This is a genomic window from Novosphingobium sp., from assembly GCF_027486195.1.
Lineage (GTDB): Bacteria > Pseudomonadota > Alphaproteobacteria > Sphingomonadales > Sphingomonadaceae > Novosphingobium.
Genome location: NZ_JAIXPP010000060.1, coordinates 87878 through 106239 on the forward strand (window position 1 = coordinate 87878; position 18362 = coordinate 106239).

At 65.9% G+C, this 18362-nt stretch carries 12 protein-coding genes; 5 read left to right on the top strand and 7 right to left on the bottom strand.

Translation table 11 applies throughout. From position 1 onward, the window contains the following. Positions 1 to 54: 54 nt before the first annotated feature. The 3 genes from Q0071_RS12055 to Q0071_RS12065 all read right to left on the bottom strand — a co-directional run bounded on the left by Q0071_RS12055 (position 55) and on the right by Q0071_RS12065 (position 5130). Positions 55 to 1740, bottom strand: coding sequence for a carboxylesterase family protein (locus Q0071_RS12055; RefSeq protein ID WP_298169407.1), 1686 nt, complete (start codon positions 1738 to 1740; stop codon positions 55 to 57). Between the two features lie 76 nt (positions 1741 to 1816). Further along, positions 1817 to 3970: a TonB-dependent receptor gene (locus Q0071_RS12060; RefSeq protein WP_298169409.1), complete on the bottom strand. Its 2154-nt coding sequence runs from the start codon at positions 3968 to 3970 to the stop codon at positions 1817 to 1819. Positions 3971 to 4062: 92 nt separating this feature from the next. Then, complete coding sequence (locus Q0071_RS12065; protein ID WP_298169411.1) at positions 4063 to 5130, bottom strand: alpha/beta hydrolase; 1068 nt, start codon at positions 5128 to 5130, stop codon at positions 4063 to 4065. A gap of 177 nt (positions 5131 to 5307) precedes the next feature. On the opposite strand from Q0071_RS12065, the gene Q0071_RS12070 reads away from it, so the two are divergent. Then, complete coding sequence (locus tag Q0071_RS12070) at positions 5308 to 6426, top strand: alpha/beta hydrolase (protein ID WP_298169413.1); 1119 nt, start codon at positions 5308 to 5310, stop codon at positions 6424 to 6426. Here the strand turns inward: Q0071_RS12070 and Q0071_RS12075 are convergent. Then, positions 6423 to 7481 (bottom strand): alpha/beta hydrolase, encoded by a 1059-nt coding sequence (locus Q0071_RS12075; RefSeq protein WP_298169416.1) that lies wholly within the window; start codon positions 7479 to 7481, stop codon positions 6423 to 6425. The two genes, Q0071_RS12070 and Q0071_RS12075, sit on opposite strands and share 4 nt — an antisense overlap. 256 nt (positions 7482 to 7737) lie before the next feature. On the opposite strand from Q0071_RS12075, the gene Q0071_RS12080 reads away from it, so the two are divergent. Further along, positions 7738 to 8898, top strand: a complete 1161-nt coding sequence (locus Q0071_RS12080; protein ID WP_298169418.1) for a hypothetical protein — start codon at positions 7738 to 7740, stop codon at positions 8896 to 8898. Here Q0071_RS12080 and Q0071_RS12085 read toward each other — a convergent pair. Both Q0071_RS12085 and Q0071_RS12090 read right to left on the bottom strand, forming a co-directional pair. Beyond that, entirely contained in the window at positions 8883 to 10622 is a 1740-nt protein-coding gene (locus tag Q0071_RS12085; RefSeq protein ID WP_298169421.1) for an NAD(P)/FAD-dependent oxidoreductase, read from the bottom strand. The two genes, Q0071_RS12080 and Q0071_RS12085, sit on opposite strands and share 16 nt — an antisense overlap. A gap of 37 nt (positions 10623 to 10659) precedes the next feature. Continuing rightward, a complete protein-coding gene (locus tag Q0071_RS12090) occupies positions 10660 to 12933 on the bottom strand; it encodes a TonB-dependent receptor (RefSeq protein WP_298169424.1) in 2274 nt (757 codons plus the stop codon). Positions 12934 to 13093: 160 nt separating this feature from the next. Between Q0071_RS12090 and Q0071_RS12095 the strand changes: the two genes are divergently transcribed. The 3 genes from Q0071_RS12095 (at position 13094) to acs (ending at position 17168) form a co-directional block, all read left to right on the top strand. Then, positions 13094 to 13771, top strand: a complete 678-nt coding sequence (locus tag Q0071_RS12095) for a TetR/AcrR family transcriptional regulator (protein WP_298169427.1) — start codon at positions 13094 to 13096, stop codon at positions 13769 to 13771. A gap of 20 nt (positions 13772 to 13791) precedes the next feature. Next, positions 13792 to 15075: an aminotransferase class III-fold pyridoxal phosphate-dependent enzyme gene (locus Q0071_RS12100; RefSeq protein WP_298169430.1), complete on the top strand. Its 1284-nt coding sequence runs from the start codon at positions 13792 to 13794 to the stop codon at positions 15073 to 15075. A gap of 137 nt (positions 15076 to 15212) precedes the next feature. After that, positions 15213 to 17168 (top strand): acetate--CoA ligase, encoded by a 1956-nt coding sequence (gene acs / locus Q0071_RS12105; protein ID WP_298169433.1) that lies wholly within the window; start codon positions 15213 to 15215, stop codon positions 17166 to 17168. Between the two features lie 57 nt (positions 17169 to 17225). Here acs and Q0071_RS12110 read toward each other — a convergent pair. Further along, a partial coding sequence (locus tag Q0071_RS12110) for a peroxidase family protein (protein ID WP_366886446.1) occupies positions 17226 to 18362 on the bottom strand: 1137 nt, incomplete at its 5' end.

Consider the following 18362-nt stretch of genomic DNA (forward strand, 5'->3'; position numbering starts at 1 on the left):
GAGCCGCACGCGGCGCAGCTTACACAGACCGCTGCGGGCGGCCAATGGGGGCGCTCAGCGCAGGCTGGCGCGTTCGGCCGCATCGATCTCGCCAATGAGCGCGGGGCTTGCGTCCAGCCGGAGCGAGGGGAAATCGCCGGGCGCAACCGGACGCCATGGCGGGAGGCCCGCGCCATCGGGCACGCCGCCCGCGGCAAAGGCAACCAGCGTGCGCGACATGCGCGCTGCCAGGTCCTGCGCTTCAGGCCCGCCGCCCGTCATCGAAGCGCAGCGTGCTGCGTTATCGAACCAGAACGGAATATCGAGGCAGTGGAATGCACGCGGACGGCCATCGAGCACGGGAGTCCGCCATGCAAACCAGAACAAGTGCGTGCGCTGCGCTCCTGCAGCAAGGCGGCGCGCGGCCTGATCGATCACCGCCTGCCGGATCGGCGCGGTGGCGATGCGCGACCACAGGTCGAACGGTTTTGCTGCGGGTGTCGCGGCGCGGAAGGCGCGGATCACGGCGTCGGCGCGGCCGGGCAGGAACCGGTCGACCCGGGCCCGCAGTGCTGCCTCGTCCATGGCGTCGCTGTCCGGCTGGTTGATGCCGGTCACGAATTCATTGAGCGTGGAGCCGATGATCAGCGGAACCGCCGGATCGGTGGCGGGCAAAGCCGGACCAGCTGGATCGGCAAGGATCGTGCGGCCATCGATCACCGGCGCATAATCGAGGATCTGCGGAATCCGGCGCACATCGACGAATCCGTCGAAGGGCGGGTTGATCCGCGCGGCAACGCGATCTGCCGCAGCGCGCAAGTCGGCATAAGGGAGCGCCTGAAGCTTGGCGATCTCGCCGCTCCCCACCCCCAGTTCCGCCAGCAGCAGCGCGCTGAGCCGGGCGCTGCGCGCAGGCGTATTGAACCCGGCGAACGATCCGCTGAGGATCGCAGCGCGGTGATAGAGGCCGCGCGCCGCCGGCATCGCCATCAGCGCCGAAACCTTGGCCCCGCCACCCGATTGGCCGAAGATCGTCACCCGGTCCGGATCGCCGCCGAACACGCCGATGTTGTCCTTCACCCAGCGCAGCGCGGCTACGATATCGAGCATGCCAAGATTGCCACTCTCGGCAAAATCCGGGCCCCATGCGGAGAGATCGAGGAAGCCGAGCAGATTGAGCCGGTGATTGAGCGTGACGACAACGGCATCGCCGGTTCGGGCAAGGTTCTCGCCGTCGAAGGCCGGGATATCGTGGCCCGACCCCGCCGCGAAACCACCCCCGTGAAGCCAGACGAGCACCGGACGCCGCCCCGCATCAAGCGCCGGCGTCCAGACGTTGAGCCGCAAGCAGTCCTCGTCCGCCACGGCATCGTTCCAGCGGAAGATGAAAGCTTCCTCATCGTGGAAGCGGCCCATGCCCTTGTCCTGCGGGGCGATCGGGCCGTAATGCAACGCAGACCTTACACCCTGCCATGGCGCAGGTGGCCGGGGTGGGCGGAAGCGGTTGGCCCCGCCGGTCGGCGCGCCATAAGGCACGCCCTTGAACATATGAACGCCGCCCTGGCGATAGCCGCGGATCAGGCCCGCAGTGGTGCGCGCGGTGACGGCGGCGGGATCGGTGGACAAGGCCGCGTCCTCTTGAGGCATGGCCGCTGCAGCGGCGGAAGTGCCCGGGGCGAGCGATAACCCCGCCGCAAGCCCTGCGCCCTTGATCAGGCTGCGGCGATCAAACCCCCCTGCCCGTGCAGTGCTTTGGGCCATCGTTTTTCCGCCTTGTGAACGTTTGGCAGGACAGCGCCCGGCTCCACAAGGGAAACCGGGCGCAGCCACCGCCAGATCAGTTGGTGTTGAGGCGGAACGTGACCCCGATGGTGCGCGGGCGCGGCCCAGCCAGCAGCGTGGGACCATTGGCCGAGGTCGGCCCGCGCTCGTCGGAAAGGTTGTCCGCGAAGAGGCGCAGCTCGTAGCGATCGCGGCGCAGGCCGATGCTCGCCTGGAACAGCTGATAGGGGTTGATCTCGTTCACTGTGGCATCGCCGAGCCGGAAGCGGCCGACCGTGGTCGCCGATCCGGTGACGAACATTTCGTACTTGCCGACGTTCGTCTCGTAGGTCGCATCGAGCCGGAAGTTATGGGTCGGCGTGTTGAGCAGGCGCTTGCCATTGGCAATCCGGGGATCCGCGCCGTTGAAGGCGGGGATCACCTTGGTGAACTTGGAATCGTTGATGTTGCCGATCATGTTGAGCGTCAGCCCCTTGATCGGCGTGCGCCAGGTCGCTTCGAGATCGATGCCCTTTGCCTTGCCGTCACCCAGATTGGCGAAGGCGGCAAGGCCGATCGACGTGTTGAAGGCGCTCTGGATGTTCGTGTACTTGATATCGTAGAGGCTTACCGCGAGGCGGAGCGCGCCATCGAACAGCGTGCCCTTGGTGCCGATCTCGAGGTTGCGCAGCTTGTCGGGCGTGAGCGAGAGCCCGCTGGGCACGCCGTCCGCGATCACCGCATCGGCCTGGGCCTGCGATTGCAGGATGCCGCTGCGGAAACCGGTTCCGGCGTTGAAGAACACCGTCCAGTTCGGCACCGGATAGTACGCCAGGTTGGCGCGCCAGGTCACAGCGTCGGGCGTTGCCTTGATCGATACGGGAACGCCGTTGGAAATCGAATCCGCGGTGCGCTTGTCCTTGAAATAGCGCAGGCCGACCAGCGGGACGAGCTTGCCGTCAAACAGCTCGTAGCTGGCCTCGGAAAACAGCGCTGCGTTCTCGGTCTTGGTCACGGTCTGGCCGCTCAGCGCGAAGGCGGGGAAGTTGAGGTTGAAAGTATAGAGGCTCCGTGCGTTCTGATAGAACACGCCAGCCACGCCCTTGAACGGCCCGCCCTTGTTGGTGGCAAGGCGCAGTTCGTTGACGAAGTTGCGCGCATCGCCCCCGTTGATCAGCGTGCCAATGCCAAGCGGCGCGCCGAGATTGAGGCCGACCTGAAAACCGCCGGGCAGCGACTTCTGATACGAGGTCGCGTTGGTGAGCGTGAGATCACCGATATCGCGGGTGATCGTGTTGGAAAGATACCAGGCGCGGCGGCGATCATAGCCCACCACGTCGCCCTGGAACGAGGCGAAGGGCGGCTTCACCGAGTTGATGACATTGAGGTAGTTCTGATCGGTGCTGAAGTACCAGCCGCGCAGGCGCACGGTGGTGAGCGCATCGGGCTTCCACAGCAGAACCGCCTGAATGTCCTTCGAGGTGACGTCGTTGGCGTCCTTCTCGCGCGGGGTGCCGGTCGGCGCGCCCGAATAGATATCCGCATAGCCCGCGCGGCGATCGTAGCCTCCGCTGACGCGCAGGCCGAGCTTGCCCTCGATCAGCGGGACCGAGATAGCGGCGGCACCGCGGTAGTTGGGATCACCGGCATCGCCCGTCTTGGAAAGCTCCGCCTCGCCCGCAACGGTGATCTTTTCGAGATCGGGGTTCTTGGTGCGATAGATGATCGTGCCCGCTGACGAGCCGAGGCCATAAAGCGTGCCCTGCGGTCCGCGCAGCACCTCGATCCGGTCGATATCGAAGTACTGCACCGGCGGCGCGGCCTGGTTGTTGGGCACGCCGAACGGGGTATCATCGAGGTAGTAGCCGATCAGGCCATCGCCGATGGGGCCGCCCGCGCCCGAGCCACGGAACGAAAAGATGCGGTAGCCCGCGCCGATTTCCTGCGCCTGCGAGGCACCGGGGATGAGCTGGATCAGATCCGATCCATCGCGCACATTGCGCTGCTTGAGCGTGTCGCCACCGAATGCCTGGATCGCGATCGGCACCTGATCGAGCTTGAGCGAGCCGGACTTGAGCGCGGTGACGATGATTTCGTCAGAGCCGGCCGCTTCGCTGGCCTGCGGGGCCGCCTCCTGCGCATGGACAGACACAGCGGACATCATGGCGATGGTGGCGGCGGCACCGGTGAGGCACGCGCGCAGTTGGTTGCGATGGTGATTGGGCTTCATGGTATCCTCCCTCGTTCTTGGATATTTGCGTAATCGATTGTGCAACGAGTGTCAAACCGTTGCCTGCTCGCACTTTGGGGCGAGTGTTTGCTTCAGGTTCTGACGGACGCGGGCTGGAAGGCGGCGGCCAGCGCCGCCTTCCACGATGCAGTGAAGGTGCGCGCGGCGCGCGAGGCGGGCGCGATGAAATCGAAGCCGTGGTAGGCGCCCGGAATGACCAACAACTGCGTCGGCACGCCGGCCGCGATCAGTGCCTGCGCGTAGGCCACGTCTTCCTGGACAAAGAGATCGATCGCACCCACGCCGATGAACGCCGGGGGCAGACCGGCAAAGCTGCCGATCCGTGCGGGAACCGAGCCCGGCGGCACCGATGCACCGCCGGCGGGCTGGCCAAGCAGACTGGCCCAGCCGACCCGGTTGCCCACCTCGTTCCAGCCGATCGTGCCGATGAACGGCGGCACCCGGCGCGTGCTGCCGGTGCGATCATCGAGCATCGGGTAAATCAGCACTTGATAGCACAGCGGCACGCTGCGGCGGTCGCGCGCGGCGATGGCCACCATGGCCGCAAGGCCGCCGCCCGCGCTCTCACCCATGACCGCAATTCGCGCCGGATCCACGCCCAGCGCGGCTGCATTTGCGTGAAGCCAGACCAGCGCGGCATGGCAATCCTCGAGTGGTCCGGGGAATGCGGTCTCGGGCGAAAGCCGGTAATCAACCTCCACCACCACGCAGCCCATTTCCTCTGCAACGCGCTGGGAAGCCGGGAACGTGTCCGTCATCCGGCCAACAATGAATCCGCCGCCGTGGATATGCAGCACCGCCGGACGTGGCGCTTCGCCAGGGCGCGCACCGATCACCGCGATCGGCACCTCGGGATGCCCAGGCGCCCCGGGAATGCGCCGCAGATCGATGGCCGGGGATGCGAGCGGCGGCGGTGGTGGCGGGGTCTTCAGCCGCATCGCCCGGATCGCGGCAGGATCAAGCGGATCGGGCAGCGGCCGGGCCAGGATCATCCTTGCGCCTTCGCGCAGTTCAGGATCGACCATCCGTAGCGGATCGTCCACCGGCGCGGCCGAAGCCGCAAGGGTCCGCAGCGGCATGGCTGTCAGCGCGGCGGCGCTAGCAGCAGCAAGGCCGAACGATCTGCGTGTGAACGTCACCCTAAATCCCTCTAGCTTTGCCGCAATCTCTGGCGCGGTCATTGGCGCACACACTCGCGCGCAATCGATTACCTTCTTACACCTTGCGGTCACAATTGCAATCGATTACGCAAGTGCCAGGATCGGGACGGCAGGCGCGAAGTCCTCGCCGCGGATCATCAGGAGAGAACCCGCGCCATGATCAGCCCGATGTTTCCCATCTGCGCCCGCGCGATGCGGTTGGCTGGCGCGCTCTTGCTGGCCGTCGCGGCACTGACCGTCCCGCAGGCGGCTATCGCAGCGGATGCGCCGCCCAAGGTTACCGTGGATGCAGACGGCACGGTTCACGTGCCCGCAATGGCCGTGCCGGTCTCGTCAATGCTCAGCCCCGAGGCAAAGCAGTACATGGCCGACCATCTGCACGACATGCAGAACGCCGAGAAAGTGAAGCAGGTGGGGGGTGTGCCGGTGTTCATGGAACCCTACCTCGCCGAAGCGAAGGCGGCGTTTGCCACCACCATGCGCGAGCACCGCATCGGCGGGGTGCGCGTGTTCGACTATGCTCCCAAGGCCGGGATCGCCCCGCGCAATGCCCGCCGCGTGCTGATCAACCTGCACGGCGGCGGCTTCATGGGCTGCTTCCCCGGCTGCGCAGAGCTCGAAGCCATTCCCGTTGCCGCGCTCGGCAAAGTGCGGGTCGTCTCGGTCGATTACAGGCAGGGCCCGGACCACACGTTCCCCGCTGCAAGCGAGGACGTGGCGTTGGTCTATCGCGAACTGCTCAAATCCCACCGCCCGGAGCAGATCGGCATCTATGGCTGCTCGGCCGGCGGGATGCTCACCGGCATGTCCCTGGCATGGTTTCAGAAGCACGGCCTGCCCCGCCCCGGTGCGGCTGGCATCTTCTGCGCAGGCCTCACCAGTTCGTCCAACGGCTTCGGCGGCGATGCCGATTACATGACCGCCGCCGTGGGCGAGGCGCGCCCTGCCCCGGCATGGCCCACCACCACCCCGCCGACATGGACCGCCCTGCCCTATTTCAAGGACGCGGACCCCAAGGACCCGCTCGTCTCGCCCGGCTCATCCGATGCCGTGCTGCGCCTGTTCCCGCCGACTCTGATCCTCACCGCAACGCGCGGGTTCGAGCTGAGTTCGGCGGTCAAGACCCACACCCGCCTCGTCGCGCTCGGCGTTCCGGCGGAATTGCATGTGTGGGAAGGCCTGTTCCACGGCTTCTTCTACAAGCCGGACATGCCCGAATCGCGCGAGGCCTACGCCGTAATCCTGAAATTCTTCGACCGGAATCTCGCGCGCTAAGCCGCGAAGGCAGCGCGCAATTCCGCTTTCCACGCCGCAGTGATTTCCCGCGCCACGCGCGCTTCCGGCACGACGAAATCGAAGGCATGCCATGCGCCGGGCGTGACATGGATCCGCGTTTTCACCCCTGCCGCGATAAGGCGCCCGCCAAACGCGATATCCTCGTCGACAAACAGATCGAGCGCGCCGACGCCGATGAAGGTGGGGGCAAGGCCTGCCAGCTTGCTCTCCCGTGCGGGAACGCTGCCGGCGGGCGCCGTGTCCGATCCCGCCGGTACGCCCAGAAACGCCGACCAGCCGAACCGATTGGCCTCAGCCGACCAACCAATCGTTCCGATATGCGGCGGCACCTTGCGGGTCGAACCGGTGCGATCATCGAGCATGGGATAGATCAGAACGGCCTGACACAGCGCCACCTTGCCGCGATCCCGGGCCATCAGCGCGACCATCGCGGCCAGCCCGCCACCGGCGCTTTCGCCCATCACGGCGATGCGCGCCGGATCGACACCCAAACTCTGCGCATTGTCCGCAAGCCATTCGAGCGCGGCGTAGTTGTCGAGTACCGGGCCCGGGAACGGCGTTTCCGGCGACAGGCGATAATCGACATTGACCACGACCGCGCCGAATTCCGCCGCAAGTGTTTGGCAGAACGCGGTCAGGTTGCGGGCGCGCCCGGAAATCATTCCGCCGCCGTGGATATGCACGATCGCCGGCCTTGGCTTGCCCGATGCCTCCGGCACAATCAGTTCGATCGCGACGGGCGGCGCGCCCGCCGGTCCGGGAATCGTCTGGAGCGTGACCTCGGGCGCGGCAAGCAGCGGCGGCGGCGCCCAAGCGGCGCGCATTGCCGGCAGAGCCTCACGCGTCATCGGCGGAAATTTCTGCGCGAGCATCGCGCGCGCCGCCGCGCGCAGTTCGGGGTCGACCAGCGCAAGCGGATCGGAACCGGCCGCCTCGGCCGCCTGGACAAGGCTGCTGCGCGCAAGCCCCGGCACAAGCGCCGCCGCTCCGGTGCCGAGAAGGATGCGGTGCAGATCGCGGCGACTGAGGGTCAATGAAAACTCCTGCCGAGGCGGTGCAGCGACCGCACCAGATGACGAGTACGGTCTGCGTGGTTGCGCAACCGATTACAAGAGGCTTGAGCGGGCCACCGCCAAGCGAGTGATGCCTGAGTGTCTGCGGAAGGGTTCGCCCTCAGCGCCTCCAGTTCCATCACGAGGAGCCGCTTCGGTCGCGGCGCCCCCCCGCGCTTGACTCGGGTTGCCCCCTGCCCAATAAACCGGATAATTATTGGATCATCGAGGGCATGGAATGGCGGCGCACAAGGAAACTACCGGCCCCGCACCCACCCGCATCTCCCTCGGCGCCTGCCTCCTGATCGGTGCAGCAGGGCTCCTCGTGCTTGGCGTCCAGCCGCTGCTTTATGGCAGCTATGTCCATGAAGGCCGGATCGGCGAGGCCAGCCTTGGCCTCCTCGCGGCCATAGAGATCGCCGCCATCGCGCTGGGCAGTGCGGGCGGGATCGCGTTACTGGGGCGGACGCCGGCGCGCATGGTCGCGCTGATCGGCATCGCCATTACCATCGCAGCAAACCTGCTCCCGGACGCAATCCCGCTGCTGCTGGTCCGCGCAGTGTCGGGAGCGGGCGGCGGCCTGCTGGTCGGCGTCGCGGCCGGTGCCATCGCGAAGTCCAGGGGCCTCAACGCCGCAGCGGCCGCGTTCCTGTTCCTTCAGTCCGCCAGCCAGTACGCCATCCTGCAATGGTTCGCGAGCGCCGCCTCCCCCGGTTCGGCGGCTGATGTCCAACACGCCCTCGCCGTGATCGCCGCGCTCACCGCGCTTGCACTGCCGCTCGTGCCGTCGCGGCTCGCCCCCGCCGCCCATGCCGAGAGCGCCGCCAGCAAGGGTGCCATCCCGCTTTCCGGCTGGATCGGCCTCGGCGCCTCAGCATTGCTGGTCGGCGCGGTCATCGGGATCTGGGCCTACATGGGCCTCTGGCTCGAAGCGCGCGGCATCGCGCCCGAACGCATCGCGCCGATGCTCACCGCTTCGATGGTCGGGCAGATGGCGGGCGCGCTGGTCGCCATTGCCGTGGGCGAGCGCGGGCATGCCGGGGCGAAGGCGGTCGGCACCGGCCTCGCCCTGATCCTCATCGTCGCCTTGTTGTTCCTGCGCGGTGCAGACGGTGCCGCAGGCTGGAGCCTCATCGTCGGCTACGGCTTCGTGTGGATGCTCCTCTCCCCCGCGCTCACCGGCTTCCTGCTTGAGGCCGATCCGACCCGCCGCAGCCTACCCTTCGCCGCCTCGGCGCAGCTTATGGGTGCAGCGATCCTGCCCACGGCAGCGGGCATGATGATCGAGGCGCAGGGGATCGATACCGTGCTGCTCGCGTGTTCAGCCGCGGTCGTTCTCGGCCTCGTGATGATCGGAGGCGCGTTGGCGGCGCGCCCCCGGCTTCAGGCGGGGACGTAAGGCTCGACCGGCAGTTCCTCGTACCGCGCCTTCAGCTGCAGCCCAAGGTACTGCGAGTAACTGCGCGCCATCGCGAGATTTCCGGCCATGAACCACAGTCCCGGTTCGGGCGTCGGCTTCCACAGGTTCTTCATCTCGCCTTCCCACGGGCCTTCGTCGCCCGGGAAGCCCGAGCCATAGCCCCAGGTCTTGCCGATGCGCTCGGCAACCTCGGGATTGATAAGGCGCGCCACCCACTGCTTCATATCGCCGAAGCCGGTTGCGTAGATGATGCGGTCGGCACGTTCATGGCTGCCGTCAGAGAGCACCAGCCCGTCTTCATCGATGCGCTCGATGGTGACGCCGGAACGCACTTTGATCCGCCCGTCAGCCACCATTTCCGAAGCGCCGACATCGACATAATAGCCTGACGAAGTACGCTGGAACTTCATCGCGATGCCCGTGCCGTCCGGCCCGAAATCGACCTGGAATCCCGCGTCGGTGAGCCGCTGGTAGAACGGCGCTTCCGAAACCTGCAGCGCATCCCACGTCGCCCTGTTGACCTTCTCGGCAAGCCGCAGCGGCACTGACGCACTGATCAGGTCCGCCTTGTCGGTAACGAGTCCGGAATCGAACGCCTGCTGCGAATAGGCACCGGCCAGCAGCGTCTCCATGTTCGATTGCCGCACGATCAGCGTGGAGGAACGCTGGATCATCACCGGCTCGGCGCCATGGCTCACCAGATCGGCGCATATATCATGCGCGGAGTTGTTGGCGCCGACGACGACCACGCGCTGGCCCTCAAGCCCTTCGCCGCCCGGATGCTCGCTCGAATGGAATTGGTGGCCCTTGAAGCTTTCCTGTCCCGGAAGTTCCGGCGTGACCGCAAAGCCCGCATTACCCACCGCCATCACCAGATGTTCGGGCACAAGCGTCACCGGCTTCCCGTCGCGCAGCAGCTCCACCCGCCACTTGCCCGTGGCAGGATCGCGGGAAATTCCCTTGCATTCGGTGCTGGTCCAGATCCCCAGTTCCATGATCCCGGCGTAGTATTCCAGCCAGTCGCCCATCTTCTGCTTGGGCGTGTAGACCGGCCAATGATCCGGGAACGGCACGTAGGGCATGTGGTCGTACCACACCGGATCATGCAGCAGCAGCGACTTGTAGCGCGAACGCCATTGGTCGCCCACGCGCGGGTACTTGTCGACCAGCAGGCACGGCACGCCCAGCATCTTGAGCCGCGCGCCCAGCGCAAGGCCGCCCTGCCCTGCGCCGATCACCAGCACATAGGGCGGATTGCTCTCGTTCCACTGCTCGACATCGTCATGGCGCACGTCTTCCCAGGTGCGCTGGCCGGTTTCGTCCACCACACCCGAATGGCGCCGCCCGCGCAGCGGTTCCTCGAAGCCCTTGAGTTCCTTGAGCGCCGTCAGCAGCGTGAAGCACTGCTCGCCCACCAGCCGCACATAGCCTTCGCCCCGGCCCAGCGCCGTCTCGAAGCTGATGAAGCCTTCGCTCGCCCCGGTGGCCGCATCGCTGGCAAAGCCGCCGATGCCGGAATCCTGTGCCCGTGCGCTTGCGAAGGCGGTGATCGCCGCAGTCCCTTCATGCGTCGCCAGCGTCCAGCCGAGCGCCAGGTAATCGCGCCACAGGCCATCGGGCAGGAACAGGCCCGCCACCGCCGCGCCATCCCCGGCGGCCAGCGCCGCGCCGAACTTCTCAAGCCAGCCATGTACGTCAAGCATCAGGAATTGCCGCCTTTTTCTAAGCTCGCCGCGCAGATCAGAAGTGCGCGATCAATTGGATCCCGAAGGTTCGCGGATCGTTGTAGTTGATCTGGTCCTGCGTGATCACTGGCGCAATTGAGGATATCACCCGCGCCGAATTGAGGTTCTTCACCCAAAGCGCCGCCTCATAGGTCTTGGACGGCGATTGCCACGCCAGCCGCGCGTTGATCCTGCCGTTGCCCTTCACTTCGGTGCTCGCCGCATTGTCCGGGAACAGCGCGATCGAGGACACGTATGTCCCGTCCACCCGCGCCTTGATCGCCGACCCTCCGGCCAGCGGCACCGTCAGGTTGATTCCGCCCGAAAATGCAAACCGGGGGGCATTGACCAGCCGGTTGCCCGAATAGCTCACCCCGCCCAGCGCGGCGAACTTCTTGTATTCGCTGTGCATGAAGGTTGCCGCACCGAACAGATCCAGATTGCGCGTCGGACGCACGGTGAGTTCCGCCTCCAGCCCGTAGATCTCCGCATTGCCCGCATTGAGCTTGCGCTGCACCGGGATGGGTCCGGTCAGATCGAACACGAAAACCTGCAGATCGCGGTAGTCGTAATAGAATGCCGAGGTGTTGAAGCGGACCTTCCGGTCGAGGAATTCGGTCTTCAGCCCCACTTCATAGGCATAGAGCTTCTCCGAATTGAACGGCGTAAGCTGCAGCGCATCGGTCGAGGCCCCGCCCGCGAACCCGCCGCTGTTGTAGCCCTTGGAGAACGAGGCATAGACCAGCGTATCGCCGGTCTTGTAGTTGAGCGCCGCGCGCCAGGAGAGATCGCGGAAGGTCTTGGTGCCGTTGAAATCGAGCAGCGGCAGGGTCACGTCCGAGTAGGCCTTCACTGGCACCACCCCGCCCACCGCATCGAACAGGCTGTGGTAATCCATGTTGATCCGGTCGTTCGACCAACGCAGGCCAACTGTGGCGGTCAGCTTGTCGGTCAGCTTGTAATCCGCCTGGCCGAACAGCGCGAAGCTGCGCGTCCGCTGCGTATAGGGATAGCGCAGCAGCCCCAGCGAATTGACCGGATCGAACGTGCCGAGCAGATCGCCGGGATCGCGCAAGCTGCGCAGCAGATCGAAGCTGCTGTCGGTCGCCAGCGTGTCGTGGAAATAGTACGCGCCGACGATCCAGTTGAGTTTGCGCTCGCCCGTCGATTGCAGGCGCAGCTCCTCGCTCCACTGGCGCGGGCGGTCTTCGTAGTAGGCGACCACGAAGTCGTTGGGGCTGGCGTCGGTATCTTCCAGCGTCGCGCGGTTCACCTGCTCGTAGGCAGTGATCGAGGTCAGCTGGACCCCGCCGAAATCGACCTGCCCCAGCAGCGAGGCGCCGAATACGCCAATGCGCTCCTTGCCTTCGACATTGTAGTCACCGGCATAGACGTTCTTGTCGGTGTCCGCGTAGCCGAACGCGTCAGTCGGCGTGCCATCGGGCAGGAATGACGGGTTGCCGAAGAAATCAACGCCTTGCCCGCGATGCTGGAACTGCCGCGCCCCGCCGGTGTTGTTGCCGCCGTGCACCGAAAGCCGCAGCAGCACATTGGGCGCGGGTGTGAAATCGGCAATCCCGCGTAGCGCCCAGAGGTTGATGTTGTTGACGTTGTTGCCAGTCACACGGTTCAGCGTCGTCCCGTCACGCCGGTTCAGGAACCCCGCCACGCGCACCTTGAGCAGATCCTTGGCAATCGGCCCGCCAATGCCGCCTTCCAGCTGCACTTCATTGAACCGGCCATAAAGCGCGGAGAAATCGCCGCTCAGGTCGTCGGTCGGCTTGCGGCTCGCAAAGCGGATCGCGCCTGCCGTGGTGTTGCGGCCATAAAGCGTGCCCTGCGGCCCTTTCAGCACTTCGATCCCGTCGGAATCGAACACGTTGAACAGCTTGCCCGCGTTCGCACCAAGGAACACGTCGTCGACATAGACGCCGACTGCGCCCGTGGTGTTGGAATTGAAATCGCCGATGCCCACGCCGCGAATGAACAGCGATGTGGTCGAGGCCGCCGTCCCCGCCTGCATCGAAAGGCTCGGCACCAGCAGCGTGAGGTCGCGCGGATCGCGGATGCCGGTCTCGCTCAGCGCATCCCCGCTGATCGCCGCGATCGCGATCGGCACGTCCTGCACGTTCTGCGCGCGGCGCTGCGCTGTAACGACAATCTCGGCAATACCCGCATCCTTTGCAGGCGGCGCGGTTTCCTCCGCAAAGGCCGGCATGGCCAGCGTCAGCGCACTTCCCGCCAGAATGATCCCGAGGCACTGCTTCACTTTGGCCCGACGCATAATCATTCCCCCCGCTTCGGCTCCGCAGCGCACAGGCGCGAGCCCTGATCCCCATGACGCAAAGCTTCCCCCATTCCGCAGCAGCGTCAAGCCGAATTTGACTTAAATTCGGATTTTTATTTGAATTTGGGTTGAACCGCGCAAATTCGGCGCTAGGCTTCGCTGCATGGTCACAATTCTCCCCAGGCCGGGGGCGCCCGGTTCCGCCGAAGCGATCCGCCGCCCGCGCCAGAAGCGCAGCCAGCAGCGGTTCGAGGCGATCCTCGATTCCGCCGATCGCCTGCTCGAAACGCTCGAGCCCGCGCAGATCAGCATCTACACCCTCGCCGAGGAAGCGGGCCTTTCTGCCCCCTCGATCTACCATTTCTTCCCTGATGCCGGGCAAGTCTTCGTGGCGCTGGCCGAACGCTACGTGCGCGAATTCGTCGATCTGCTCGACAAGCCGCTGCCCCCCGGCATCCAGACCTGGCAGCACTATGTCGCCGCGCGCTATGGCCATGGCCGCGATCACTACAACGCCCACGCCGCCGCACGCCGCCTCCTGCTCGGTTCGGGCCTTTCCGCCACGATTCGCGCGCGCGATCTCGAAAACGACCGCGTACTCGCGCAGCGCTCGATGGCCGAACTCAGCCAGCTATTCGAGATCGCCCCCAGCCTCGATCTGATCGAACGTTTCACCGAACTGCTCGTGATCAACGATGCGATCTGGACCCTTTCGGTCCACCGCCACGGCACGATCACCGACGCCTACGAGGAGCAGGCCCGCCGCGCGCGCGAGGCCTATGCCCGCACGTTCCTGCCCGAATACCTGCCGCTGCGCACGTCTGCGCACCAGGCCGCCTGAACCATACGAGGGAGAGCCCGATGACCACGAACGCCGCCGACAAAGCTCTGCGCAAACGCGCCCTGAAAGTCGTGCCGAACGGCATGTACGGCCACGAGGCGACCACGCTCATGCCCGAAAGCTACCCACAGTTTTTCAGCAAGGGTGAAGGCGCCTATATCTGGGACGTCGATGGCAACCGCTACCTCGATTTCATGTGCGCCTATGGCCCCAACCTGCTGGGCTACAACAACATGCGCGTGAACGACGTCGCCGTTGCCCAGCTCGCGCTTGGCGATACGATGACCGGCCCGAGCGCGCACTTCGTCGAGCTAGCCGAAGCATTGGTCGGCATGGTCAGCCACGCCGATTGGGCGATGTTCTGCAAGAACGGCACCGATGCGACCACCATGGCGATGACCACCGCCCGCGCGCAGACGGGCAAGCGCCGCATTCTCGTGGCGGACGGTGCCTATCACGGCGCGGCCCCGTGGTGCACGCCGATGCCGGCCGGGATCGTGCCGGAAGAACGCGCGTTCATCTCGAAATATCAGTTCAACGACATCGCCAGCCTCGAAGCCGCCGTCGCCGAAGCAGGCGACGATCTCGCCGCCATTTTCGCCTCGCCCTTCAAGCACGATGCCTTCATCGATCAGGCGCTTCCCGATCCGGCCTATGCCAAGCGCGCCCGCGAACTCTGCGACGAAACCGGCGCGATGCTCATCGTCGATGATGTGCGCGCAGGCTTCCGCCTGATCCGCGATTGCAGCTGGGAACTCGTCGGCGTCCGGCCGGACATGAGCTGCTGGGGCAAATCCTTCGCCAACGGACACCCGATTTCCGCCCTGCTCGGCAACGACCGCTGCCGCGAGGGTGCGGGCCAGATCTACGTCACCGGCTCGTTCTGGTTCGCCGCCGTGCCCATGGCCGCAGGGGTCGAGACGCTCAAGATCCTGCGCGAGACCGATTACCTCGAAAACTCGATCCGCCTCGGCACGCTATGGCGCGAAGGCCTCGATGCGCTCGCCGCGAAGCACGGCTTTGCCCTGCGCCAGACCGGCCCCGTCCAGATGCCGCAGATCCTGTTCGAGGGCGACCCCGACTACCGCATCGGCTTCGCGTGGGGCGAGGCGATGCTGAAGCGCGGGGTCTACGTTCACCCCTGGCACAACATGTTCTTCTGTGCCGCGATGACCGAGGCCGATATCGAGTTCGCCCTCAGCGCCGCAGACGAAGCCTTCGCATCGGTGAAGGCCCAGTTGGCGACAATCGAGCCGCACCCCGTCGTCCTGATGTTCCTCACCGCCATGGCCGGAGCACACTGACCGCCCATCCCTCCTTCGAGCTTGTCTCGGGGAGGTGGCCCGGCTCAGGCGGGTCGGAGGGGCTATTTCAAGGCTTGGCAAACCCCGCCGATTCAGTCTTATACGGCGTCAAACCAAACCAGCCGAGAGGACGCCCCATGAGCCAGACCATCTATCCGGTCCCCGAGAACTGGGCCTCCTCCGCCCTGATCGACGAAGCGCGCTATCAGACGATGCATGCGCGTTCGCTGGCTGAACCAGACGCTTTCTGGCGCGATGAAGCGGCGCGGCTTGACTGGATCAAGCCCTTCACCAAGGTCAGCACGGCGAGCTTCCACGAGGCTGATTTCGGCATCAGGTGGTTCGAGGACGGCACGCTCAACCTCGCTGCCAATTGCCTCGACCGCCATCTCGCGGAGCGCGGCGACCAGATCGCCATCCTGTGGGAGCCGGATTCGCCGGACACCCCCGACCGCCGCATCACCTACCGCGAACTGCACGAGAGCGTCTGCCGCTTCGCCAATCTGCTCAAATCCCGCGGCGTCGTGCGCGGCTCGCGCGTGACGATCTACCTGCCGATGGTGCCCGAAGCCGCCGTCGCCATGCTCGCCTGCGCGCGGATCGGCGCGATCCACTCGATCGTCTTCGCGGGCTTCTCGCCCGATGCCCTCGCTGGCCGCATCAGCGATTGCGACAGCCGCCTTGTCATCACGGCGGACGAAGGCCTGCGCGGCGGCAAGCACGTGCCGCTCAAGGCCAATGTCGATGAAGCGCTGGAGCAGTGCCCCGGCGTCGATACAGTCATCGTCCTCAAGCACACCGGCGCCGATGTGCCAGTGGTCGAAGGCCGCGATGTGGACTGGGCCAGCGCCACCGCGCAGCAATCCGTGGACTGCCCGCCCGAAGAGATGAGCGCGGAAGACCCGCTGTTCATCCTCTATACCTCGGGCTCGACCGGCAAGCCCAAGGGCGTGCTCCACACCACCGGGGGCTACTCGGTCTGGGCCTCGATGACGCACGAGTACGTCTTCGATTATCGGCCCAAGTCTGATGGTTCTGCCCAGATCTACTGGTGTGCGGCCGACGTGGGCTGGGTCACCGGCCACAGCTATGTCGTCTACGGCCCGCTACTCAACGGCGCGACGACCGTGATGTTCGAAGGCGTGCCCAACTTCCCCGATCCCAGCCGCTTCTGGCAGGTGGTCGACAAGTTCGGCGTCGAGATCTTCTACGGCGCCCCCACCGCGCTGCGCGCCCTCATGCGCGAGGGCGACGAGTGGGTGAAGAAGACCAGCCGCCAGTCGCTGCGCTTGCTAGGCTCGGTGGGCGAACCCATCAATCCCGAAGCCTGGGAATGGTATCACAAGGTCGTCGGCGAAGGCCGCTGCCCGATCGTCGACACCTGGTGGCAGACCGAGACCGGCGGCGCGATGATCACCCCGCTCCCCGGCGCGACCGCCTTGAAGCCCGGCTCGGCCACGCAGCCCATGTTCGGCGTGGCGCCTGCACTCCTCACTGGCGAGGGCCAGCTCCTCGAAGGCGCGGCGGACGGCTGCCTTGTCATCACGCAGAGCTGGCCCGGCCAGATGCGCACCGTCTGGGGCGATCACGAGCGCTTCTTCCAGACCTACTTCACCACCTTCCCCGGATACTACTTCACCGGCGACGGCTGCCGCCGCGACGAGGACGGCTATTACTGGATCACCGGGCGCATTGATGATGTGATCAACGTCAGCGGCCACCGCATGGGCACTGCCGAAATCGAGAGCGCGCTCGTCGCCCACCCCAAGGTTGCCGAAGCCGCAGTCGTGGGCATGCCGCACGAGATCAAGGGCCAGGGCATCTACGCCTTCGTCACGACCAACGCCGATGTCGAGCCGGATGAGGCGCTGCGCAAGGAGCTCGTCCAGTGGGTCCGCCATGAAATCGGCCCCATCGCCACGCCCGATGTGATCCAGTTCGACCCCGGCCTGCCCAAGACCCGTTCCGGCAAGATCATGCGCCGCATCTTGCGCAAGATCGGCGAGAACGACGTCGGCAACCTTGGCGATACCTCCACGCTTGCCGATCCTAGCGTGGTGGACAACCTCCTCGCCAACCGCCCGAACGCCTGAAACAAGAAAGGGCCGAGGCGCTGCCTGCGCCCCGGCCCTTTCCTTCACATCACAAGTTTACGAACGGTCGGCGTTCATCACCTTGGTCCAGGCCTTGGCGAAATCACGCACGAACTGCTCGCGCGCATCTTCGCTGGCATAGGCTTCGGCCACCGCGCGCAGTTCGGAGTTCGAGCCGAAGATCAGGTCCACCGGCGTCGCGGTCCACTTCAGCGCGCCGCTCGTCCGGTCGCGGCCTTCATAGGCGGCACCCGCCTTGCTCCACACGGTGTCCATGCTCAGCAGGTTGACGAAGAAATCGTTCGAGAGCGTGCCGAGACGGCCCGTAAACTCGCCCGCGTTCGATCCGCCCGCATTGGCATCGAGCACGCGCAGCCCGCCTACCAGCACGGTCATTTCCGGCACGGTCAGCCCCAGCAGGCTGGCCTTGTCGACCAGCGCCTCAGCCGGAGACTGCCACGCATCCGCGCCCTGATAGTTGCGGAAGCCGTCAGACTTCGGCTCCATCGGCGCAAAGGCGGCAGGATCGGTCTGCTCCTGCGTGGCATCGACCCGGCCCGGCGTGAACGGCAACTCAAGCGCAACACCGGCCTTGCCCGCTGCCTGCTCGACTACGGCATTGCCCGCCAGCACGATCAGATCCGCCATGCTGACGGTGCGGCCACCCGGCGCGGTGCGGTTGTAGTCCGCCCGCACCTTTTCCAGCGCGGCAAGCACCTTGGCAAGTTCCGCCGGATCGTTCACCGCCCAGTCCTTCTGCGGCGCAAGGCGGATGCGCGCACCATTGGCGCCGCCGCGAAGATCCGATCCGCGCCACGTGGAGGCCGAAGCCCACGCCGTGCGCACCAGTTGCGCCGGGGTCACGCCTGCGCCCAGTACCTTGCTCTTGAGCATCGCGATTTCCGCCGCGCCGATCAGCGGGTGGCCATCAGCCGGCAGCGGGTCCTGCCAGGTGAAGGTCTGTGCCGGCACATCCATGCCGATATAGTGCGTCTTCGGCCCCATATCGCGGTGGGTCAGCTTGAACCACGCGCGGGCGAAGGCATCGGCATAGAGCTCGGGCTTGTCCTTGAAACGCAGCGCGATGGCGCGGAACGCCGGGTCCTGCTTGATCGCCATGTCGGTGGTGAACATGATCGGCGCGTGGGTCTTGCCCGCCTCGTGCGCGTCCGGCACGATCTGCACGTCCGCCGC

Coding starts and splice junctions, on each gene's coding strand:
- Q0071_RS12095 (WP_298169427.1), top strand. CDS start 13,094: ATGGTCACAATTCTCCCCAGGCCGGGGGCGCCCGGTTCCGCCGAAGCG.
- acs (WP_298169433.1), top strand. CDS start 15,213: ATGAGCCAGACCATCTATCCGGTCCCCGAGAACTGGGCCTCCTCCGCC.
- Q0071_RS12060 (WP_298169409.1), bottom strand. CDS start 3,970: ATGAAGCCCAATCACCATCGCAACCAACTGCGCGCGTGCCTCACCGGT.
- Q0071_RS12080 (WP_298169418.1), top strand. CDS start 7,738: ATGGCGGCGCACAAGGAAACTACCGGCCCCGCACCCACCCGCATCTCC.
- Q0071_RS12085 (WP_298169421.1), bottom strand. CDS start 10,622: ATGCTTGACGTACATGGCTGGCTTGAGAAGTTCGGCGCGGCGCTGGCC.
- Q0071_RS12070 (WP_298169413.1), top strand. CDS start 5,308: ATGATCAGCCCGATGTTTCCCATCTGCGCCCGCGCGATGCGGTTGGCT.
- Q0071_RS12055 (WP_298169407.1), bottom strand. CDS start 1,740: ATGGCCCAAAGCACTGCACGGGCAGGGGGGTTTGATCGCCGCAGCCTG.
- Q0071_RS12090 (WP_298169424.1), bottom strand. CDS start 12,933: ATGATTATGCGTCGGGCCAAAGTGAAGCAGTGCCTCGGGATCATTCTG.
- Q0071_RS12100 (WP_298169430.1), top strand. CDS start 13,792: ATGACCACGAACGCCGCCGACAAAGCTCTGCGCAAACGCGCCCTGAAA.